Below are 22,370 nucleotides of genomic sequence, written 5' to 3'. Positions count from 1 at the left end.
ATGAATTCGGCCCTACATCGCCTGGGGGTTACGGTACACCATGGCAAATACCCCTGTAGGGTCGAATTCATTCGACCTATTCCCCCCAGCAATTACACCGAGGCGAGTTGCTCCCTCATATCGGCAATGACCGCGGCGTAGTCGGGCTGGTTGAAGATGGCCGAGCCGGCTACGAAGGTATCCGCCCCCGCCGCCGCGATCTCGGCAATATTCTTCGCGGAAACCCCGCCGTCGATTTCGAGGCGAATGTCGTAGCCGGAGGCGTCGATTAGTGCCCGCGCCTCGCGCAGCTTGTCAAGGGTACCGGGGATAAAGGACTGGCCGCCAAAACCGGGGTTTACCGACATCAGCAGCACCATATCGACCTTGTCCATCACGTACTTGAGCGCATCCAGCCCCAGATGGGGGTTGAACACCAGCCCGCTCTTGCAACCGGCGTCGCGGATCATCTGCAGGGAGCGATCCACGTGGGTGGAGGCGTCCGGGTGGAAGGTGATATACGTCGCCCCCGCCTCGGCGAAGTCGCCGATCATCCGGTCCACCGGGCTCACCATCAGGTGCACATCGATAGGCGCGGTTACCCCGTGCTGGCGCAGGGCCTTGCAGACCATGGGGCCGATGGTGAGGTTGGGCACGTAGTGGTTGTCCATCACGTCGAAGTGCACGATATCGGCGCCCGCAGCCAGCACGTTATCCACCTCTTCCCCAAGGCGGGCGAAGTCGGCAGAGAGGATAGAAGGGGCGATCTGGTAGTCGGCCATGGAGGGCTCCGGAACTCGGACAGTGAAATTGGGGCGTATTCTACTGGCTGGGACGGGGGAGTTCATCCGCAAAACGGCCGGTTTTGACGTGGCTATTGGCACTCTGTTAAGAAAATATGGGCCGTGAATGCCACAACCGAGGCCCCTATCATGGCCGCAATCGCTTTTGATACACTCAAATGCTCCCGCCGACTCATTGCGGCGGGTGTCCCCGAGCAACAGGCGGATGTGCTGGCGGAGCTTATGGCGGAAGCATTTGTGTACAACGTGGACCAACTGGTGACGAAGGATTACCTCGATGCCCGGCTGGACACGTTAGAACAAAAATTCGAGGCCCGCTTCACCGTCATCGAAGGCAAATTCCGCCTGCTGTACTGGATGATGGGCGTCGTGATCGCCACCACTGTCCTGCCTGCACTGACCAGCTTCTTCGCGCCAGGCTAACCCCCCTCCAAGCTGTAAACTGTCAACGCAGCACCTCCGAACGGCGCAACAACGAACGCTGCCGTAACGCTCCTACCCGAACAAATCCCGAGCCCGCCTCAACTCGGCCACTTTTGACGCGGCCCGGAGCCACCTGAAGCGCGAAAATTAACCCAAACCTCTACCAAGGCACCCCTTTATGGCAGCCATCGCCTTTGATACGCTCAGCTGTGCCCGCCGCCTCATTGCCGCGGGCATCCCCGAACAGCAAGCCGATGTGCTGGCGGAGCTTATGGCCCAGGCGTTCGTACATAACGTGGATCAGCTGGTGACGAAGGATTACCTCGACGCCCGGTTTGATGCATTTGAGAGCCGGATAAACCAGCAATTCGTCACCCTGGAGAAGCAGATGGACGAACGCTTCGCCCTCGCCGATCAGAATTTCGCCAAAATCGAAGGTAAGTTTCAACTTCTGTACTGGATGATGGGCGTCGTGATAGCCACCACCGTCCTGCCCACCCTGGCCAGTTTCTTCGGCCCAGGCTAAGCCCCTCCACCTGACCAACACAGTAAGTCGGGACCGGGGAGTACCGAACGTTGCGGTGACGCTCCCATCCGGCCAATGCCCGGACGCCACCGCCCAAGTTGGACACTTTTGATGTGGACCAGAGCCACCTGAAACACGAAAGTTAACCCAAACCATCACCAAGGCCACCCTTTATGGCAGCCATCGCCTTTGATACGCTCACCTGTGCCCGTCGCCTTATCGCCGCGGGCATTCCCGAACAGCAAGCCGATGTGCTGGCGGAGCTTATGGCCCAGGCGTTCGTACATAACGTGGATCAACTGGTGACGAAGGATTACCTCGACGCCCGGTTTGATGCGTTTGAGCAGCGGGTGGAGCGCCGAATCGATGAGCGCCTTACTGAACTGGAGACCCGACTGGAAAAACGGTTTGCCCAGATAGACAGTCGCTTCGCAGAGATGGACAAACGCTTCGCAGAAATAGATCGACGTTTTGCCGCCTTCGACCAGAAATTCGCCGAAATCGACGGCAAATTCCGCCTCCTCTACTGGATGCTTGGCATTATCATCGCCAGCACCACCGTTCCGGCCCTGGCGAAGCTGCTGGGCCTCGGCTGAGGCCTCCCGGAACTAAAGTCCCCTCAGCCCCCACGCTTCAGCAGCCGGTCCAGCGCCGCCAGCCGTTCCGGCGTACCGATATCATGCCAGTGCCCCTTGTAGTGCTCACCCGACAGCCGCCCCTCAGCTATAGCCCGCTCAAACAGGGGCCGCAGAGGCACCACCCCCGGCTCCAGCCCCGCAAAGAACTCGGGGGAATACACCGCAATCCCGGAGAAGGTGAAGCCCGCCGCATCGCCCTCGCGGCGACAAACCCGACCAGCTTCCAACCGGAAATCACCCAGCGGATGCTGAGGCGGGTTATCCACCAGCACCAGGCGGGCAGCACCCGGCGCCGGCGGGGACGCCATAACGCGCTCAAAGGGATAATCCGTCCACACATCCCCGTTTATCACCAAAAAGGGCTCTGACCCCAATAGTGGGAGCGCCTGCACGATGCCCCCCGCTGTCTCCAGCGGCTCCAACTCCCGGGATACGACAATAGAGGCACCCCAGGCGCTGCCGTCACCACAGTACTCGACCACCTGCTCCGCCAGATGGGAGGCGTTCACGACCAGCTCCCGATAACCCGCTGCCACCAGCCGTTCGATATGCCAGCCGAGCAGGGCTTTGCCTCCGGCTTCAAGCAGTGGCTTGGGGGTGTGATCGGTGAGCGGACGCATGCGGGTGCCGAGGCCCGCCGCCAGGATCATGGCCCTCATGCCGCGGCCCAACCCTGCTGCGCGATTGCCGGCGTCACCGCCTTCCGCCACCAGTTATAGAAGGAAGCCAGCGCCGGTTCACTCGCGCTGCGACGGCCCAGTACCTCCTCCACGTAGGCGATCACCAGCGGCAGGTCGTCGAGGTAACCCGCCTTGCCATCGCGCAGGTACAGCCGGGCGAAGGTGCCCAGCACCTTGAGGTGACGCTGCAGGCCCATCAGGTCGAACCAGCGCAGGAAAGTGGCGTCATCCACCGCGTCCAGTTTGCCAGCAGATTGCAGGGCGTCGCGCTGGGCCAGGGCCCAGGCCTCCACCCGATCCCGAGGCCAGCGGATGTAGCAGTCACGCAGCAACGAGACCAGGTCGTAGGTGATCGGTCCAAAGACCGCGTCCTGGAAATCGATAACCGCCAGCGCCGATCCTGCGGCACCTTCTGCCGGACCTTCCGCCAGACCTTCTGCCGCACCGCCGACCTCAGCAGCAGCCTCAGCGAGCGCCTCTCCCTGCCCGCCCGCATCCACCACCATCAGGTTGCGACTGTGAAAATCCCGGTGGACAAAAACCCGCGGCTGGGCCAGCGCGCTGTCGACCAGCAGACCGGCCGCATCGGCGAACACGGCTTCCTCCTCCCCGGAAGCCGGCATCCCCAGCAGCTGCCGGAAAAACCAGGCCGGCAGGCGGCTCAGCTCCTCCTCCAGCAGGGCACGGTCGTAATCCGGGATTCGCCCCGCCGCATCAATCCCGGCGAAGCCCAGCAACATTTGGCAGGCACTCCAGTACCAGCCATCGACACTCGCCTCATTCAACAGCGGCAGCAGCATCTGATTACCCAGGTCCTCCAGCAGCAGATAGCCGCGGCCCAGATCCGCCGCCAGCAACTGCGGCACTCGCACACCGTGGCTGGCAAGCAACTCGCGCACACTGAGGAAGGCGTCATTCTTCTCCGTCGCCGGCGGCGCCTCCATCACGATGGCCGTACGCCCGGCATCCGCCAGACGGAAATAGCGGCGATTGCTGGCATCCCCAGCCACCGGGACAAGCTCATGGTCGCCCGATGTGGCGCCAAATGCGTCGACGACCCAGGGCAGGAGGTCTTCAGGAATGGGACGTGACGGGCTGGCAGCGTGCGACAAACGAGGACTCCAGGGAAGAAACACAGACATCAAGAAAGGGATGCTTTATCATCCGCGTTTATACCAAAAATTGCACCCCGGCTTGATGACCACGGCTTTCCCAACGGCAGGCGCGAGAGCGCAAGATTCCCTGCCGCCAGACCCCTTTCGTCCCGCTCGCAGCCGCCTGGCCCTGGCGCTCAGCCTGGCCCTGCCGCTGATGCCGGCTGTGGCGCAGGAGAGTACTCCCGGCGCCTGCCCGGCAGGCGAACTGTGCAGCGCGGAAGTGCCGCCGAGCGCAATTGCGCACCCGCTGGACTGGGTGCCCCTGAAGTCCGTTCCGGAAGAGCTGCAGGACGCAGAATGCCGCAGCTGCCGCGGCCGCTACATCGACCCGCTGGCTGGTGCCGACACCGGGGCGGACCCCGAGTTATCCGATATCAACGCCAGCGCGACCAGTACCGAACTGGAGGGCGACGAGGTGTACCTGCACGGCGGCGTATCGGTACAGCAGGGCTACCGGCGCCTGCAGGGCAGAGAGGCCTATTACAACCGCAGCGAGAGCACCGGCAAGCTGACCGGCGGCATCACCATTCGCGAGCCGGGCATGCTGCTGAAAGGCCAGGAAGCCAGCTTTTCCTCCGACACCGGCGAGGCCGAGATCACCGACAGCCAGTTCGTATTGCACCAGCAGCATATGCGCGGCGCCGCCAAAGCCCTGCGCCGCGACGCCGAGGGCAAGGTGCACGTGCAAAACGGCGCCCTCAGCTACTGCGCCCCCGGCGAGCAGGACTGGGAAATCCGCGCCGACGAAATGGAGCTGGACCTGGACGAGGGCATCGGCACCGGCCGGGGCACCAAGATCGCCGTGGGCGGCATCCCGGTGCTGTACCTGCCGTGGATGCGTTTCCCGCTGGATGACCGCCGGCGCACCGGCTTCCTGTGGCCCGACTTCGGCAACGACACCCGCGGCGGCGTGGACATTGCCACCCCGGTCTACTTCAACCTGGCCCCCAACTACGACGCCCTCTACACCCCCCGCTACATCGAGGAGCGGGGCACCAACCACGAAGTCGAACTGCGCTACCTGAACCCGGCGGTGGGCAGCTGGGTCGTGGGCGGCGCCTACCTGAAGGACGACAAGCGCTACGAGGATGAACGCCCCGAACTGAACGACCACAGCCGCTGGCTGGGCCAGGTCAAGCACAACGGCCTGTTCGACCGCCGCTGGCGCTCGACGGTGGACTACAGCAAAGCCTCCGATGTGGACTACCTGAAAGACCTGCGCACCAACAGCCTGGAAACCCGCCGGGAAACCAGCCTGCTGCAGCTGGGCTCGCTGGATTACCTGGGGGACGACTGGCTCCTGGGCGTGGACTTCCAGCAGTTCCAGTCCCTGGCCGACGACATCAACAACGACTACGCGAAACTGCCCCAGTTTACCGGGCAGTACCGCGGCGAATACGAGCCCTTTGCCTTCGAGCCCATCCTGCTGGGCCAGTACTCCTACTTCGACAGCGACGACGACCGGGTCAAGGGCCAGCGGATTTACGGCGAGGCCGGGGTGACCTACCCCATGTTGTGGGAAGCCGGCTTCCTCAAGCCCACCGCCAAGTACCGCTACCTCGAGTACGAGCTGACCGACCTCAGCGCGGGCCTGTCCAACGACAGCCCCAGCGCGGGTACGGCCATGTTCAGCCTGGATAGCGGGCTGTTTTTCGAGCGCCCCACCCGCCTGCTGGACCGGGGACTGCTGCAGACCCTGGAGCCGCGCCTGTACTACCTGTACAGCGAATACGAGGACCAGACCGAGCAGCCCGACTTCGACAGCGCCGAGCTGACCTTCACCTACAACCAGCTGTTCCGGGAAACCCGCTTTTCCGGCCGGGACCGGCTGGACGATGCCAACCAGCTCTCCGTGGGCCTGACCACCCGCTACATCAGCGAGGAGGACGGCCGGGAGCACCTGAACGCCAGCCTGGGCCAGATTTTCTACTTCCGCGACCGGGACGTCCGCCTGCTCGCCAATGCACCGCCGCTGGACCAGTCCAGCTCCGAAATGGCGGCCGAAGTAAACTTCTACCCCAATGAGCGCCTGACCGTACGCTCCAGCCTGGTGTGGGACCCCCACAGCACCGACATGAACGCCGGCAACGTCCAGGCCAGTTACGAGCGCGACGACGCCAGCATCTACAGCGTGGGCTACTCCTACCGCCGGCCGCTGACCACCGTGCGCACCCAGCCGGTGACCGAGCAGGCCCACTTCTCGGCCTACATCCCGCTGGGCAACCGCTGGAGCGTGTTTGGCGCAGTGAACTACAGCGTGGAAGCCGGGGAGAGCGTGGAAGATATGTTCGGGGTGGAATATGATACCTGCTGCTGGCAGGTACGCCTGCTCCACCTGCGCTACTATGACTCCCCCACCGGACAGATACTGGATTTCAACGACCCCAATCTGGAACGGGAGTCCTCCACGCAGGTCCAAATTGTACTCAAGGGCATGGGCGGCTTCGGCAGCCGCGTCACCGGCCTGATGGAAGACATGATTCGAGGATACAGAGAACGTGAGTATTAAAGCCTTCGCGGCAAACCCCACCCGACTCATCCCCACGCTCAGAGTCACCCCCTCGCTCCGAGTCATTCCCGCGCAGGCGGCGGTCCGGCGTACCGGAATCCATTTTCAAACGTGGGCACTAACCCTGGCCCTGGCACTTGGCCTGTCGATCACTATCGCCCCCACCCAAGCCGCCACCGAAGTCCTAGACCAGGTCGTCGCCATCGTCGACGACGACGTCATCATGGCCTCAGAACTGCGCGAGCGCCTGGGCACCGTCACCGAAACCCTCCAGGCCCGCGGCATGGAAATGCCCCCCGAGGACGAACTGATTCGCGAGACCCTGGACCGCCTGATCCTCGAAAGCATCCAGCTGCAGATGGGCCAGCGCGTCGGCGTGCGCATCTCCGATGCCCAGCTCGACCAGGCCGTGGCCCGTATCGCCGCCCAGAACCGCATGAACGTCGACCAATTCATCGCCCGGCTGGAGCAGGACGGCCAGTCCTATGCCGCCATGCGGGAAAACGTGCGCCGGGAAATGGTCCTGCAGCGGGTACAGGCCGGTAACGTCAGCCAGCGCATCCAGATCACCGACCAGGAGATCGACAACTTCCTCAACACCGAGGAAGGCCAGGCCCTGACCCAGCCAGAATACCGCATCGTCCACGCCCTGCTGCCCCTGTCACCGGACGCCCCGGCCGACGAAAAAGCCGCGGCCGAGGCCCACGTGGACCAATTGCTCCAGCGCATCCGCGCCGGCGAGCCCTTTGACGAGGTCATCGCCTCCAGCGGCGGCAAATACACCTTCACCGGCGGCGACCTGGGCTGGCGTAAAAAGAGCGACCTGCCCTCCCTGTTCGCCGAAGCCGCCCCGCCGCTGGCAGAAGGCGAAACCTCCGACCCCATCGAGAGCGCCAGCGGTATCCACCTCATCAACATGAACGCCAAGCGAGGCGGCGAGCAGATCGTATCCCAGACCAAAGTGCGCCACATCCTGATCAAGCCCAGCGAGATCCTCACCGACGACGCCGCCCGGCAGAAAGCAGCCGACCTGAAACAGCGCATCGAAGGTGGTGAAGACTTCGCCGAACTGGCCAAGGAATACTCCGAAGACATCGGCTCCGCCCGCGAAGGCGGAGACCTCGGCTGGACCCAGCGCGGCCAGATGGTGCCCGAATTTGAAAACGCCATGGAAAGCGCCACCATCGGCGAGATCACCAACCCCGTGCGCAGCCAGTTCGGCTGGCACATCCTGGAAGTGACCGAGCGCCGCCAACAGGACATGACCGACCAGGCCATCCGCAACAAAGCGGCCGAGTACCTGCACGGGCGAAAATACCAGGAAGAACTGGATGCCTGGCTGAGGAAGATCCGCGATGAAGCCTTCGTCGACATTAAATAGAGGACCCACCCTGTAGGGCGGAATTCATTCCGCCAAGGTACCCATTCAGCATGCCCACCCCCACCATCGCAATCACCACCGGCGAACCCGCCGGCATCGGCCCCGACATCACCCTGATGGCGGCTATGCGCGAGTGGAACGCCCAGTTAGTCGCCATCGGCGATATCGACATGCTGCGCGAGCGGGCAAGGCTGATCGACCTGCCCATCAACCTCACCCCCTACCAGCCAAGTGCAAATCCGCGCCCTCACACACCGGGCCACCTGAGCGTACTGCACACCTCGACAAGTGCCACCGTGATCCCGGGCACGCTCAATCTCGCTAACGCCCACTACGTGCTGAAAACCCTCGATATCGCCATCGAAGGCTGCCAGATGGGCAGGTTTCAGGCGATGGTGACGGCCCCGGTGCAGAAATCGATCATCAACGATGCCGGCATCCCCTTCAGCGGCCACACTGAATACCTGGCGGAGAAAACCGGGACAGAGCATGTGGTGATGATGCTGGCGACAGACAAACTACGGGTAGCACTGGCCACCACGCATTTGCCGTTAAAGGATGTCCCCGCCGCGATCACCACCGAAAGCCTGGAGCGCACCCTGCACATCTTGCGCGCAGATCTGCACCAAAAGTTTGGTATCACTTCACCCTCCATTGCCGTACTCGGCCTCAACCCCCATGCCGGGGAAGGAGGTCATCTGGGGCTGGAAGAGATCGAGGTCATCACCCCGATGCTGGAAAAGTTACGGGGCCAGGACTGGCACCTGGCCGGCCCACTGCCTGCCGATACCGCATTCAACCCTGACATGCTGGCACACACCGACGTTTTCCTGGCGATGTACCATGACCAGGGATTACCGGTACTAAAGTATGCGGGCTTTGGCGAAGCGGTGAATATTACACTGGGCTTACCCCTGCTACGTGTCTCGGTAGATCACGGCACAGCGCTGGACCTGGCCGCCAAAGGTACCGCCAGCCCACATAGCCTGGAGAGGGCCATCAGCCATGCCCTGTAGAATGACCACAGCCCCAATTGGCAGAGGGTGCCACCACACCCAACCCACACGCGAAACGTGACTACAGAAACTGGAAAAATCTGGCTGCCCGCCCTCAAGCATGCCAGCATCACATTGGCCATTGCCGCACTACTGCTGGCGACAATCTACAGTGTCGCCTTTTTCAAATTCCATCCCGAATTTGAAAGGTTCAATCACCCCGACGCACAGCCCGTTTCTATCCCCGGCAAACTCTTCAAGCCGGTAGTCGCCGGAGGCGGCGGCATTCAGGATAACTCCGTCATCATCACTGATTTCGCCGACGATAAAGCCATCATCGCCGTGCCCACCCGCTTCCGCGCCGAGGACTATCCGTTTCTCAAAGTCGAAATGAAGGGCCTTACCCGCTTCACCAACGCACGCGTATTTTGGAGGCTCGCAAGCAATCCGGAAGAGGTTTATTCACTACCACTCAATCGCTCCGGTGATGAAGTGACACAGGTAGCAATGGTGTATGGAGGAGACAACTACAAGGGAACCGTGACAGAACTCATTATCGCGTTCTTCGACGGACCCGCACTGGGGTTTTCCAACAATAATGAGGTTGATATTGTCGTTGGCGGGATAGAACTCATTTCCTTAGGCGCAACAGCAGTTGTCGAACAAATTTACGAAGATTGGTTCAACCCGCCACTATGGCAGGGATATTCCAATAACATCGTTCGAGGCATTCATGAGAACGGGATGATCTTTCCCAACTTAGTACTAAATATCCTGGTTACTTTATCGACGGTGGTTCTTCTCACCGTAAAATACTGCTTACCAACCCCATGGCGCGCTAACCTGAATATTGCCCCAACCGTACTCGTAGTCATTAGCCTCTGTTGGGCTATGGGAGACGTTTTACGGTGGCAGTGGCGAATCGAACAATTCATCGATACACGTGAACGCTACGAAGGAAAGCCGCTTGAGGAGCGAATCCGCAATAACCCGATTCGGTGTGCACGGTTTCCAGAGGACTGTCGAGCGGATCTTTTGCCTTACTTCTGATAAGGCTCCAAGACGAAAGCCGGCTCCCCGGTTGGCAAGCTACTTCGAAGTCCGACTCGACGCGGCACTGGATCTGTGATCAAATAATAAACGAGGAATTACTGTGACACAGAATTCTGAACAGTCCCGCGAAATACCCGTAAGGCGACACTTTGGTCTTACTTGCTGAATTGCTATCACTCTTGGCTATATCCAGTCCATTTTTGATAGGTGCCTCACTGGCTTGTCTATACGCCACGAGCAAATATCCGGACAAGGTTGGATTCACTGCTGTTTTCGCCGGCACAGGGGGCTTACTCGGGTACTTGTTGGTCGCATTCTCGGCCTGGATGTTGGACAAGTCTGGCCAGAAGGCTTTTAGCCACCAATTCCTATACTTTCTAACAGGAATTGCAGTGGTATGCACGGCAGCAACTCTCTATAGATTCATCTGGCTCAGGTCCAAAGCCAAATCCCAAGACCTAACCCCAACACCATTATTAGTGATTGGGTTCGGATCCGGCATCTTACTATTAGTGATAGCCACAATCGTCAGCTTCCAGTCAGCAATACTGCCGGCTTCGGGATGGGATGCACTGAGCTGGTGGGTAGGGACAGCCAAGCGCTTCTTGAAGTCTGACGCTAATCCAGAAAGCTCACAACTGATTTTCCAATACGAACACTATCACCCGATTACGATAAGCCTTATAGGTAGCTACTCGGGATATCTGTCTGATAGATCATACTTAGGGCTTGGCAATCTATGGCCATGGCAGTATGCGTGGATCTGCATAGTTCTCACTGTTTTTGGCACCCTTCGAGCCGCAGGCACTTACAAGAGCATCGCATTTTTTGCAGCATACCTTGCCGCATCCACACCCCTTCTCGAAAATCATGTGATGCTTGCAGGTTATAGTGAAATATGGCTAACCGCAGTAGTGTGCTCAGGATGCAGCTTGATTCTCATTGGGTACTTCCACAGTGCCAAAAAGCTTGTATTCCTGGGGTTGGGAATCGGGGCCTTGGCCATTGGAATCAAGAATACAGGTCTTGCCTACTTTGGGGCCATAGCAATGTCGTCCGCTTTCGTCTGGCTTCTATCTCTCAATGGCAAAATTGGATCTTTTATCGCTTTTACCATTTGCACTATTGGGATAGGCGTACTTTACTTTGGCGTTGACCTACATATCTGGGGTAACGAGATCTCTGTAATTCCCAACGCCCCCTACCAAATTCATTTTGCAGGTAGGATCTGGCACCCTTCACCGAACTCATTCGGAGACGTAACTTGGAATACCCTATATGCTTATGTTTTCAATAGCAGCTTCTCGCTACTGCCCGTAATGTTTTTCACGTCTGGGGCGATTGTGCTAGTCCGTCTTTATACCTCGCGTCCAATAACTATAAAGATTTCGAAAGAAGAAGTATTCCTGCTGGGCATTATAGCAACATTAGCCTCTATGCTCTTTCTGTCTCAGTTGCTATTCGACTACGCGTTCGACCATGCAACCCCAACTAACGACACAGGCAACAGTCGCTTTTCATTACCGATGGTTCCCCTAGTCATAATGTTGACCTTTACGAGTATTACTAGCTTCTTTAATAAGAATGAAAAACAAGAGAAGAAATACGGGAAGAAATGAAGTGGCGCTGTCAGGTACGAATCAGCGAATTATGTAGAGGTGTGTATAAACTGCGGCAACTTTCTAACATTTTTAAGAAACAAAGTGCCGATTCCGCCTATGCCAGATCGCCTCAAAGCAGCGTAATCCTCGCGACTTTTTCGAACGATATTTGTCAAAGACGCATTACTCGCGCCTCCAACTCGCATCTTTACTAGTACTTCAGGAATGTAAACGGAGTACAGCTTGGGATCAGAGAATAAGGTGAGAATTGAGTAGTAGTCTGCCGATATCTTGTATCTGCAATCAAAAAGCCCCTTATTGATGTAAAAACTTCTACGAAGATATAAAGTTGGGTGTGGCGGCATCCAACCACACCTCATTCGCTTCAGCGTAAACTCACCCGATCGCCAATTTCGAACGACTCTTGTTGTGTCCTGACGGGAAACATACTGCAGGTCACCATATGCAGCGGATACCGAAGGATCAGAGAAAGCTTCAACTATGCTTGATACAGTTGTGTCTGCTGCGAATAAATCATCTCCGTGCAAGAATCCTACAATCTCACCAGAAGCAAGCTGAATCCCCTTATTCAAAGCATCATATATGCCCTGATCAGGCTCGGAGCTTACAATCCTAGAACGACGACTTAGCGCTCTAATTTTCTCCAGAGTACTATCAGAGGATTGCCCGTCGACGAACACGTGCTCAATATTCTCATAATCTTGTGTATTTACCGACTCAATAGTATCAGACACAGTATCTTGGCTATTGTAACTGGCTGTGATGATTGAGACTTTTGGCCTATATGGCATGAATGAGGATCTGTTCATCCGACAGCAGAGAATCCGATTAGTTTGCGCATTTTATGAATATATCCTTTATTCCCCGCGAGAACATTAACTAGAATCGAGCACGCTCTTGAAAATGTTGATTTTTTCGTTCGGTCAGAATTTTCCATTCTCCAACTTTGCCTCGGACAACAAGACCTAATGAAATAACGGAGCCAGTGCCAATAGTGACGCCTGGAGCAAGTTTACACATGGCGCAAACCCATACGCTGTCGCTAATCTCTATTCGGCTAGTGACCAAGTCGAAGCGGTCTGATTTCCAGTCATGACTCCCAGTGCATAGATAACACCCTTGTGAAATACAGACATTGTTTCCAATGCGCACCTCATCTAAGTTATCGATCCATACATTCTCCCCTATCCATGAGTTGTGACCAACCCTGAGCCTCCATGGGTATTTAATCTTTACATGGGGTTTTACAACTACATTGCGGCCAATGCTCGCACCGAAGGAACGAAGCAAAAAGACTCTCCAGTAAGACCCTGGTAGACAGCTCGATATTATTAGTTCATTTAATAGGTACCACAGAATTTGAGTGAATAGCCCTCTTCCAGCGTTAAACTCGCCCTTATTGTAATTCGCCAAATTCATTTTTTTTGAACCATGCTTGATACCACAGACTGCGACTTTAGCGGTTTGCTCAAAGTTTCCTTCCCTTACGATTCCCGTTTGCATTTAACAACGCCAGTTCGTAGAGGTTTTCGGTTTTTTCAGCAATGATCTGAGGGGAAAAGTTGTCCTCTACCACGGCTCTTGCCCTACATCCAAACACCGCTCCAAGCTCCGGTCTATCTAGGAGTTGTGAGACCTTATATGCCATAGATTTATAGTCGCCAATCTTAACAATATATCCATTTTCACCGTGCCGAATGTATCGGGAAACGTCGCCAACATCTGTTGACACTATTGCTTTTCCCATCGACATCGCCTCCCAAACTGATACTGGGGATGATTCAGCTAAAGAACTGCATATGTAGATGTTAATTCTAGCGAGTATAGGGCGCACGTCTTGCCTGCTGCCCACCCATTCGATGGTCTCTGCAACGCCTAAATCGTCGGCTAATTGATATAGACGTTCTTTTAGGGCCAGTTGATTCCTGTGAGCACTACCAATAACAACGACTTTAATTTCGGGATGCCTTGGCATCAACTCTGCGACACACCGAACTAGAGTTTCAAGACCCTTAATCGGATTAATGTTCGCTATCGTTCCAATTACGGGATTGTCCCCAAGAGCCGCTAGCGTTTCCTTGTCTCCGTCAAAGGACATACTAGGATCGAAAAACCGGGAATTCACGGCTGAAGGTATAACGGCAGATAGTTTGCTAGCCAACCGTTTACCGTAGTATTGCCTCGATCGCTCCGAGGCAAAGATGAAGGCGTCTGGAAGGCCTGTGAACAGTCGAAAAACGTAACGTATCCATAGCGGCATTGATGTATCGTTAAGATGCCACACTGAAGGTATCCTCATTAGCCATGACGCTAATATTGCTTTGTACTGCCAGCTTCCACCAGATGCATGTACTAATTCTATATTCTCTCTTCGCAGTAGTTGCGCGAGCCGAAAAATCTCGATTGGAAAGCAGAAAATATACGCAAGGGCGACTCTCCATTCCTTGGTAATACGAGTCAGTGGAACAATCCGGTAATCGACATCAAGGGAATCACAAAGCTCTTGGAATTGCTCTGAGTTCGAACTGGGCATTACTACGATGGTATCGTGATTAGACATCGCAGCAGATACTCGAACCATCCGCACCTGTGGACCGCCCAACTTTCCTTCCTCAATTATGTTTGCTATGCGCAACTCTGCTTCACTCTTCTTTTTAGTACCAGTCCATTTATCTCTATGATCAGTCGAATATATGAGGTGGGCCTACTACCCTAGCAATAGCAAAAGTATCGACTCTACTTAGCGTGACTGTGGAGGGGACCAATTTTATCAAACTGGCTCAATCTTTGTTCAGGGCCTAGCTAAGATTTCGTCTTGCAAAGACAAATAAGTGAGTTTCCTTGCGTCGGGAAAACAGCTGGCAGCAGCTTGGTTTCGATAAACCTTGTAATGGCAGAGAGAGGCGCTGGCAGAGAACCAAACTTGCCAATGAACACTTGATCCCGACGCCACTCCAGCACCTCAAAGCCCCCCTGAACTTCCAACAAAGTCCGTAAATGCGGAGCATTCCATCCCATCTGATGTCCACGATTTACCAGTGGTACTTTGCTTGTGAAGGATATCCTTCCCAAGTTCGGCACTGCGACTATTAGGTATTCTGCACCAATTCTTGCAATTTGATGCAAAGCTTCTTTTGGTGTGTCAACATGTTCCAAAACATGTGATGCAATTACTACTGTAAAGTCGTGATTTGGCAGGTCTTCTGCCAGTGTCATGAAGTTAGCTTTGTATACAGGTGCAAATCTGCTCGATGTCCTAACACATTCATCATCGATATCTGCACCAGCGCAATCGATGCCGTTCTCCACTAGCTCTCGTAGCACCTCTCCCTTGCCGCAACCTACATCAAGAACTTTGATTTTCTGTGCGTTTTCTTCTTCCAATTTGGATCTCAGATCAACAACGATCTCAACAAGTCCTGCTGCCAATTCTTGATAGTAACGCTGGTCTCTTTCCGGCCGTGACTGTCGAATATGCATGAAGATTTCTCACTATTCATAAAGGGGGGCTCTCTAATAAAGAAACCATGTTCTTTAGCTGATCATTTTGCTATCAGAAACAGCAGTACTAGGGATGTTGATAGAACTAGGATAGCTTGACATTCTTTTCTTGGTTCGAAGTTGTTCTAAAGTTGAAACAAAGGCGAAGTACAAGATGGGAATCATGAAGACCCGCTTACGAGGCACAGCTATGCGTTCAATAATGGAATCATGAGAAAAGGCATCAAACATAACTACTCCTGTGTAGATAAGCAAAAAGACTATCGCGAGATAAACATTTATCAGGAATAGAAGCCGATATTTGACAATAGCATATACGCCCACGAGAACTATCAATGAAAGAACCAAGCCCTCCAGCAAAAAAGCAGCCGGAAGCTGAATCGTTATTGAGCGATCAATCAATCTCCAGTTTTCAACATCAAACGGATTTGGTGCCATTGCGGTAAAAATCATCATAATTCCCGTCGACTCTAAGAAGTCTATAAGTCCTGGCCAGAATATGATGAACTGTGGAATGAGCAGCATCCAAAATACTTGTAGGTAGATGCGTCGATAGGTTAAAACGTACAGCGCGATAAGAATGGCTGCGGGAGAGTAAGGTCTTAATACCAAGAGAAGAATTAGCGAAGCTCCGAATAGAAGTATCGATTTTCTCACCCATGCTGTCGCAGCTATAAGTGTTAGTGCCGCACAAAGCGCCTCTTTGTGAAAAATATTTGAAAAGTAAAGTAAGCTAGGAGAAAGCAAGCAAAGTGTAAGGGCTAGGTTACTTCCTCTCCTGGATATACGACCACTGGATCGCATTTGCCTTGCAAAATAGAACGTTGAGAGCACAAGAAACAAGTAGAGGAATACTGGAAGCAGCGAACTAATGAGTCCTGGTGAACCTCCGAACACAGCACGTACAACGTACGGATAGAGAACATCACCATACTGCAGAGCCGACAGATTCTCTAGAGAACTTTTCCAAAGAAAGTGCTCGTAGGGAGAATACGACTCATCCGTAGCTCTAAAAAAGTAGTTCTTTGCATCAGTTCCTGCGAGAAAATCGGTCAAGTAGGCGACAGCGCCAAATGCGACGAAAGATGCGAGGAGAACAGCGGTAATTTTCCTGATTCGCAGGTTAACTAGAAGCATAAGCCAATGTTCGGAGGGCAAATGTAAACTAACTGGTAAGTAGCTTTAATGACTTATCAAGCCGCAGAGACGCCGGCCCTAATGAAAAATCTTTTTTAAAACTTCTTGCGGCGCCCAGACCAAGTTTTCTCCGAGTTTCCTCACTTTCACAAAGATCTATAAGCTTTCGAGCAAAATCATCCTCATCGGTGTATAGAAAGCCGTTCTCCTCGTCGTTGATCAGACTTTCAAATTGCAGACACCTATTGACTAGCATTGGCATGGAGTGTCTCTTGGCTTCTAGTATTACGTTCGGGGATGCGTCGTGCTCCGACTTGTAAAGAAAAATATCAGCCGACGCGTACAGCTCGTCTAAGTTTTGTACATAGCCGCAAAAATTTACTTCAACGAGCTCACAGATATTCATAGCTGCTACAGCTGTAACCAAACTGCCAAAATGGGGGCCATCACCAGCAACTTCTATATGAAGGCCTGTTGATCTGCTGGAAGCTATTGAAGATAGCTGACGGATCAACCAAGCTACGCCCTCCGCTTTACTGCTCCAAAGAAGATTGCAAACTACTAGTAGTCTGACCCTTCCATCGACCTTATACGACTTATTTATTAGTGACCCAAATGCAAAATGCTCCGAGACAGCGACCCTCCCAGACGTCGCCATCCTTTCCGCGATTGGTGCGACTAGCGATTTGTTAACTACAATAGCCCTACCTATGCGCGACAGACAGAGCCTTGCTATAAATTCTCTCAAAAGTACGGATAGAACAAGTAAGTACTGTCTTTCAGTCAAGTATCTAACTCGAATATCAGCGAGGTCTTTGATAGGGTCGCCTCCCAGTCTAAACACAATAGGGATCGAGCTATGATTCAGGTAGATCGTAGTTAGAAGTTCCCTTAATCCAACCCCAAGCAGAATGTATGCATCTGGCTTTCTATGTTTGGATGAGGAGATTAGTTTTGACAATAATTCAAGTGTGGATGACGTCTCTGTCACACAAACCTCGTGACCGAGAAAAGCAAGTGGTTCGCTAATGAATCTATATCGTTTGCGTTTTTCTCTGGAAGTAACTATGTGGACAAGCATGTATCAGCCCGAAGAGGCGTTCTCTTCGCAATTTTTGTAGTTGCTGTGGTGACGATCTGGTGTGGTGGTTCGCTTTACAGTAGCGGGGACACCAGCTACGAACGAGTTGGGAGGTACATCTTCTGTAACAACTGCACCGGCTGCTACTATTGATCGAGAACCGATAGATACTCCGCCAAGGATAGTCGCGCCGGTAGCAATAAAGCATTCGTCTCCGATTACTATTGGCTTCGATGATGGAGAGTCAACCCACTCGCTGCCTTGGACTGAAAAGTGGTGTGTATTGCAAACCAGAGTGCATCGCGGACCCATAGTGACCCTGTCACCAATATGTATATGACTTCCAGCAGTAATCACCAGACAGTCATAACCTAGTCCACTTAGCTTACCCAGCTTTACATCAAAACCCCTTAGATCTAAGCGCTCAGCGAATATCGATTCTGGTGACGCTTCTTTCACCAGCTTCTGACCAATTCTGCACCGAACCCTTCCAGTAAACGTTTTTATCGGATGCCCGGGTAACACCCTAGCAAGAGACCAGATTAAGATCTTGGCGGTATTCATGCCATACATTATCGGCAGACCCTCACATTCATACTATTGAACGAATTTCGGTCCAAAGAAGCTGCTTCTCGAGATCATCTACTGACCATTCCTCGTCAATTCCAACTCCGCTCAGATTCATAGGGTCGGAGTTTTCGAAATTGTGCCGCGGAATACCTAATCCACGCCCTAGTAGATAACCCGAACTCTTTGCAAAATCTCTAACCCGCATGTTGGACAGGCCATAAGGATATGCAAAAGCAAAGCAATCCCCACGCGTAAGAGCCTGAACCCTGGCGCTTGAGTCCCTGAACTCCTGAATCAATTCTTTGTCACTACATTTTGTAAGCACTGGATGGAATTCGCCATGAGATTGAAAGTCGACAACAGAAGCCATCTCTCGTATTTCCTCCGTCGATAACATATCTCGAGTTTCGTACTCGGTGACATCCGTATGGCCATTTATGTGCTGCAGTCTCTGCTTGCGTTCGCAGTTATCTATAAGTTTCAGCTGTTCATTCAGTTCTCTTTCCGAACCGCGGCGCTCCAATGTATAGTTCCATATTCTTCGATTCGTTCCCACGATCCCCGTGTTTAGAAAAATTGTCACGGGAATCGTGCGTTTCTTAATTGTATGCAACAAGTCATAGTTGGATTTCCATCCGTCGTCGAAAGTAATCGCGGCACTGCTGCGTGGCAGCCTTTCAAAATCACCTGAACTATAGGCCACTCCGACTTCCCGAAGACTGACTAGTTCGTAGTTTTTCTGCAGATAATCTATATGCGACTTGAATACTTCAGGATCTATTTCATGGTAGACCAAAATGGCGATACGACGGCGGGTGTCTATAAGTCTTAAAATCGGCCTCACGCATCGCCACAGCGACACGATCAATGTTCTAATTTGCAATCTCACAATCTATGCCCGTTAACAAAACCTACTCAACGATAGTCTATGCCAAACAGCTTGAATATCTTCTCATTTTCTTCTGCATAGATTTCTTTCAACAGACTCCTTTCTTGCTCGGACCAGGTTTTAGGCGTGTAACGCTTTCTGAGCGAACTATATTTTCTTTTCAAAGGAGAATACTTATGAAGAAGAATTCGTGCAGCAAATGCAGAAATTCTGTTTTTGTTCTCGATCGAACCCGGCTTTGTCTGCAGCCCAATGGATTGGGGAACGAACTGGTCTCCAACACCGAGAAATCGATAGACTGATTGCACAGTCTGTATGGTATCGGCTACCAACGATTCATAGAAGACTATATGTATTTGCTCTTCAGGAATCAATTCGAAAAATCTTGCTAGGTGCTTCGTGAAAAGACCGCGTTCTACAAGATCACGTTGCGAGTTTAGAAGTTGCTCCAATGTAAGATTTGCTAGACCAGGACTACCCCTTAGCAGGAGCATTCTGTCGGAAAAAAGACGGTCTACAGGATTTCGGATTGAGCAGATTAGCTTCACGTTGGGTAATGATCTGCTAATCCTTTCAGGCGCCTTTAAGCAGTTAAGATAGGCAGCTGTTTTTTCGCCTCGAACTTCATAGTCACGGGCTGATGAAAAATATTCTTCTATCCACCAGTCAAGCCCCATGTCAAAGCGTCGATCAAAGAATCTAGTTTCGTCAGTAGCCATAAACACAGCAGGATGATCTCTCAAGCATTGCGACAACCATCCTGTGCCACATCTCACACCGCCAACCACCAACAGATTTGGTAATGAAGAGTTCAATTTTCTAGGTTCTCACTCAGACAAACGAAGCTGCCTTGAGCCAAGAAGTGGTACCGACTCAATATCGAGTGTGGTCCTCACCGAAATCCACATTAACGAGTTCCACAAAAGCAAGCTAACAGTGGTGGCAACAGCAGCCCCAACAACTCCAAAGGCAGGAACAAGGGCCAAATTGAGAACGACATTTGCCAAAGCTGAAACAGTCATTGCGAATGCTACTTTACGTTCATTTCCCGTCATATTGAGTACAACACCGACAACGCCAAACACCGAGCTTCCGAGAAAGCCGATAGAGAGAATGAATAGTGGCAACGCCGCGTCAGAGTATGCATCACCAAAAATCAGTACAACCAGAGAGCGACCAGCAAGCAGAGTTCCTAACGTAACTATCAGCCCCGCAGCCGCTGCGATCTTTGTACAGAATCGAACAAGATTTTCAAGTTCAAGGAGCGATGAAGCCGCATAAAGCCTCGCGATATGTGGCCCGGCCATTATCGCGAGGGCCTGCTGTACAATCACAATAAGGTTAGCAATTTGGAAGGCAGATCGATAGATACCGACGGCTTCATCGGTTTGAAAGATACTAAGCGAGAACACGTCTGCAACCGAGTTTATCTGTGCAAGAACTGAGGTAAAGGCAAGTGGTATGCATGCACCAACCCATCGACTAGTATCTGCAATAAACGATGAATTTGTGAAAATGTTCTTTAGTATAATTGTAAGTGTCACGGTGAGGGAGAAACAGAGCGAAACAAACGCCGCGCAAAGGAAAGCCAGTATCGCGTCAGCTGATGAAAGCTGCACCAGGTTGGGTGGCCAAGCGAGAAATACCGCAACGGAAATAAGAACTAATGGCCGAATTAGAGCTACAGATACTTGCCCAAGAATCACTTTCCGAGATCCTTGGATTACTGCATCAAGAATCGCCGTTAATACTACTGCGGTCACAGTGAATAAAACAGTTAGATAGCCATACAGGTTCGCTCTATCGATCAAGCTATAACTGTAATCAAAGATGAAGAATATGGAGCTTGTCCCTAAGGACAGAAAGACGCCGATTACTAGTGCAAATAGGAAGTACCCGTTTATCATAGAATACTCGCCTCGCTGCACGTTCTCGGCGACCACCCTAACGCCTAGGCGATGCAAACCAAACTGCGAAGCAATTGCGAGACTAAGAATTACTGAAATATAAAAGGTATATTTCCCGTAGTTTTCCGGACCCATTATCCGAGCCAAGAAAATTGCTACCAAAGTGCTCACGCACAAGCTTGATGCCCTAACGGCCGTGCTTAGGACTGCAGAGTATCTGTAGCTTTGGTTCACTTAACTACCGGACCCAATGGGAAAGAATCATACTTTACTTTCTGAAAGGATTACTGATAGACCTGAAACGTCAATAGAACTGCTGGCTCCAATGGACACAGATTGGTTTTAGAATTGTCGAGCTTAATAAAGGGATCTACTAGATACACTTGCGAAGTGAACGAAGATGAGCATTCAGATCATAGATTTGAATTAGTGCAAAGTCAGCGTATCCAGAATGCGATAACAACATCTTTATGAATGTTCAGGAGCTTTTAGGCAAAGATCACATCCCTTTCGTGAAGATACTGCGCAAGTGCATCTAGACTAAGCGGCGCTTCATGCTCGGAATGGTAAACCCTATCGGGTGTGGCCCCGTCAACAAGGTGGGGGAAATTTTCAATGTCTGCAAATGCAGAAGTAATGATAAAGAAGTCGCCATACTCTCTTGTTCGTCTCACTTCTTCAGCGTTCATCAGTTCTTCATACATTTTTTCGCCAGGCTTAGCGCCAATCTCCTTGACTTCTATATCAAGGCCTCGCCCCAATGCGTCTTTCATAACGGTGGCAATATCTTCGATTCTTGCGACAGGCATCTTGGTAACCATCACCTCACCACCCGTTGCGAGCCATACAGATTCGAGTACCAAGCGTACTGCTTCCGTCAAGCTCATAATAAAGCGAGTCATGCGTCTATCTGTCAATGTTATTGGGCCGCCACCGGCAATCTGTCTTTGAAAAAGTGGGATGACGGATCCTCGAGAACCAAGTACGTTTCCAAAACGGGTCGACGCAAATATCGTCCCAGCGCCCTCCGAATTCGTAACCTTAGCACTGACTGATGTCTCCGCAGCAGCCGTCATCAATCGCTCTCCCATGAGTTTAGATGTACCCATTACGTTAGTTGGGTTAACAGCTTTATCAGAAGAAGTAAATATAACTCGTTCAACCCTGTTGATTTGAGCCGCATCGATGACGTTCTGGGTCCCTAATATATTCGTTGCGATCGCTTGTGCCGGACTATCTTCGCAGAGTCCAACATGTTTTAGCGCTGCAGCATGAATTACGAGGTCGACTCCGCGCATTCTCAATATTAGGGACTCCCGGTCTCGCACATCAGCAAGATATCCCAACACCCTCCCGGTTTTTCGATACTTCTCAATCAGGAAGAATAATTCAGTCTCATTGTTGTCCAGACAGACGACTTGCTTGGCTGGACTTTCAACAAGCTGACGCACCAGTTCGGATCCCACCGTTCCACAAGCACCTGTAATAAGCACTTTCTTACCGTTAAATCGATCCACCT

At 52.8% G+C, this 22,370-nt stretch carries 22 protein-coding genes; 8 read left to right on the top strand and 14 right to left on the bottom strand.

The window, feature by feature from the left end; translation table 11 throughout:
* Window positions 1–92: 92 nt before the first annotated feature.
* Window positions 93–761 (bottom strand): ribulose-phosphate 3-epimerase, encoded by a 669-nt coding sequence (gene rpe, locus FV139_RS18035; protein ID WP_148069868.1) that lies wholly within the window; start codon window positions 759–761, stop codon window positions 93–95.
* Between the two features lie 150 nt (window positions 762–911).
* Between rpe and FV139_RS18030 the strand changes: the two genes are divergently transcribed.
* The 3 genes from FV139_RS18030 to FV139_RS18020 all read left to right on the top strand — a co-directional run bounded on the left by FV139_RS18030 (window position 912) and on the right by FV139_RS18020 (window position 2,327).
* Window positions 912–1,205, top strand: a complete 294-nt coding sequence (locus FV139_RS18030; RefSeq protein ID WP_148069867.1) for a CCDC90 family protein — start codon at window positions 912–914, stop codon at window positions 1,203–1,205.
* Between the two features lie 178 nt (window positions 1,206–1,383).
* Window positions 1,384–1,731, top strand: coding sequence for a CCDC90 family protein (locus tag FV139_RS18025; RefSeq protein WP_148069866.1), 348 nt, complete (start codon window positions 1,384–1,386; stop codon window positions 1,729–1,731).
* A gap of 173 nt (window positions 1,732–1,904) precedes the next feature.
* On the top strand, window positions 1,905–2,327 hold the full coding sequence (locus FV139_RS18020) for a CCDC90 family protein (protein ID WP_148069865.1): 423 nt from the start codon (window positions 1,905–1,907) through the stop codon (window positions 2,325–2,327).
* A gap of 23 nt (window positions 2,328–2,350) precedes the next feature.
* Here FV139_RS18020 and murU read toward each other — a convergent pair whose 3' ends face one another.
* Both murU and FV139_RS18010 read right to left on the bottom strand, forming a co-directional pair.
* Complete coding sequence (gene murU / locus FV139_RS18015) at window positions 2,351–3,028, bottom strand: N-acetylmuramate alpha-1-phosphate uridylyltransferase MurU (protein WP_148069864.1); 678 nt, start codon at window positions 3,026–3,028, stop codon at window positions 2,351–2,353.
* Window positions 3,025–4,161 carry an aminoglycoside phosphotransferase family protein gene (locus FV139_RS18010; protein ID WP_235898714.1) on the bottom strand — a complete coding sequence of 379 codons (1,137 nt, stop codon included), beginning with the start codon at window positions 4,159–4,161 and terminating at the stop codon, window positions 3,025–3,027. The genes murU and FV139_RS18010 overlap by 4 nt, the downstream gene beginning before the upstream one ends.
* 85 nt (window positions 4,162–4,246) lie before the next feature.
* Here FV139_RS18010 and FV139_RS18005 point away from each other — a divergent pair, with 85 nt between their 5' ends.
* The 5 genes from FV139_RS18005 to FV139_RS17985 all read left to right on the top strand — a co-directional run bounded on the left by FV139_RS18005 (window position 4,247) and on the right by FV139_RS17985 (window position 11,763).
* The gene (locus FV139_RS18005) at window positions 4,247–6,715 is read left to right on the top strand and encodes an LPS-assembly protein LptD (protein ID WP_235898713.1); all 2,469 of its coding nucleotides are present in this window, start codon (window positions 4,247–4,249) and stop codon (window positions 6,713–6,715) included.
* Window positions 6,705–8,096, top strand: coding sequence for a peptidylprolyl isomerase (locus tag FV139_RS18000; RefSeq protein WP_235898712.1), 1,392 nt, complete (start codon window positions 6,705–6,707; stop codon window positions 8,094–8,096). The genes FV139_RS18005 and FV139_RS18000 overlap by 11 nt, the downstream gene beginning before the upstream one ends.
* Before the next feature lie 50 nt (window positions 8,097–8,146).
* Window positions 8,147–9,112, top strand: a complete 966-nt coding sequence (pdxA, locus tag FV139_RS17995) for a 4-hydroxythreonine-4-phosphate dehydrogenase PdxA (RefSeq protein WP_148069862.1) — start codon at window positions 8,147–8,149, stop codon at window positions 9,110–9,112.
* A gap of 57 nt (window positions 9,113–9,169) precedes the next feature.
* Window positions 9,170–10,141 (top strand): hypothetical protein, encoded by a 972-nt coding sequence (locus tag FV139_RS17990; RefSeq protein WP_148069861.1) that lies wholly within the window; start codon window positions 9,170–9,172, stop codon window positions 10,139–10,141.
* Window positions 10,142–10,293: 152 nt separating this feature from the next.
* On the top strand, window positions 10,294–11,763 hold the full coding sequence (locus FV139_RS17985) for a hypothetical protein (protein WP_148069860.1): 1,470 nt from the start codon (window positions 10,294–10,296) through the stop codon (window positions 11,761–11,763).
* A gap of 29 nt (window positions 11,764–11,792) precedes the next feature.
* On the opposite strand, the gene FV139_RS21455 is transcribed toward FV139_RS17985, so the two are convergent.
* From FV139_RS21455 to FV139_RS17930, 11 genes are all read right to left on the bottom strand, one after another.
* Entirely contained in the window at window positions 11,793–12,557 is a 765-nt protein-coding gene (locus FV139_RS21455) for a glycosyltransferase family 2 protein (RefSeq protein WP_148069859.1), read from the bottom strand.
* Between the two features lie 88 nt (window positions 12,558–12,645).
* Window positions 12,646–13,185 (bottom strand): WcaF family extracellular polysaccharide biosynthesis acetyltransferase, encoded by a 540-nt coding sequence (locus tag FV139_RS21450; RefSeq protein WP_407946832.1) that lies wholly within the window; start codon window positions 13,183–13,185, stop codon window positions 12,646–12,648.
* Between the two features lie 49 nt (window positions 13,186–13,234).
* Window positions 13,235–14,326, bottom strand: coding sequence for a glycosyltransferase family 4 protein (locus tag FV139_RS21315; protein WP_328592296.1), 1,092 nt, complete (start codon window positions 14,324–14,326; stop codon window positions 13,235–13,237).
* A 242-nt stretch (window positions 14,327–14,568) separates the two neighbouring features.
* Entirely contained in the window at window positions 14,569–15,246 is a 678-nt protein-coding gene (locus FV139_RS17965) for a class I SAM-dependent methyltransferase (protein WP_148069856.1), read from the bottom strand.
* A 54-nt stretch (window positions 15,247–15,300) separates the two neighbouring features.
* On the bottom strand, window positions 15,301–16,404 hold the full coding sequence (locus tag FV139_RS17960; protein ID WP_148069855.1) for a hypothetical protein: 1,104 nt from the start codon (window positions 16,402–16,404) through the stop codon (window positions 15,301–15,303).
* 28 nt (window positions 16,405–16,432) lie between these two features.
* The gene (locus FV139_RS17955) at window positions 16,433–17,395 is read right to left on the bottom strand and encodes a glycosyltransferase (RefSeq protein WP_187276623.1); all 963 of its coding nucleotides are present in this window, start codon (window positions 17,393–17,395) and stop codon (window positions 16,433–16,435) included.
* 93 nt (window positions 17,396–17,488) lie between these two features.
* Entirely contained in the window at window positions 17,489–17,797 is a 309-nt protein-coding gene (locus FV139_RS21445; protein ID WP_187276625.1) for a DapH/DapD/GlmU-related protein, read from the bottom strand.
* 280 nt (window positions 17,798–18,077) lie between these two features.
* Window positions 18,078–18,944 (bottom strand): polysaccharide deacetylase family protein, encoded by an 867-nt coding sequence (locus FV139_RS17945; RefSeq protein WP_187276622.1) that lies wholly within the window; start codon window positions 18,942–18,944, stop codon window positions 18,078–18,080.
* 26 nt (window positions 18,945–18,970) lie between these two features.
* Window positions 18,971–19,732, bottom strand: a complete 762-nt coding sequence (locus FV139_RS17940) for a sulfotransferase family protein (RefSeq protein ID WP_268939971.1) — start codon at window positions 19,730–19,732, stop codon at window positions 18,971–18,973.
* A 39-nt stretch (window positions 19,733–19,771) separates the two neighbouring features.
* Window positions 19,772–21,022, bottom strand: a complete 1,251-nt coding sequence (locus FV139_RS17935; protein ID WP_187276621.1) for an oligosaccharide flippase family protein — start codon at window positions 21,020–21,022, stop codon at window positions 19,772–19,774.
* Between the two features lie 317 nt (window positions 21,023–21,339).
* Window positions 21,340–22,368 carry an SDR family NAD(P)-dependent oxidoreductase gene (locus FV139_RS17930; protein ID WP_148069849.1) on the bottom strand — a complete coding sequence of 343 codons (1,029 nt, stop codon included), beginning with the start codon at window positions 22,366–22,368 and terminating at the stop codon, window positions 21,340–21,342.
* Window positions 22,369–22,370: the final 2 nt, after the last annotated feature.

It is taken from the genome of Parahaliea maris (assembly GCF_008064665.1).
Lineage (GTDB): Bacteria > Pseudomonadota > Gammaproteobacteria > Pseudomonadales > Halieaceae > Parahaliea > Parahaliea maris.
The sequence above is the reverse complement of the archived record's forward strand: the minus strand, read 5'-3'. Positions and strand labels throughout refer to the sequence as shown.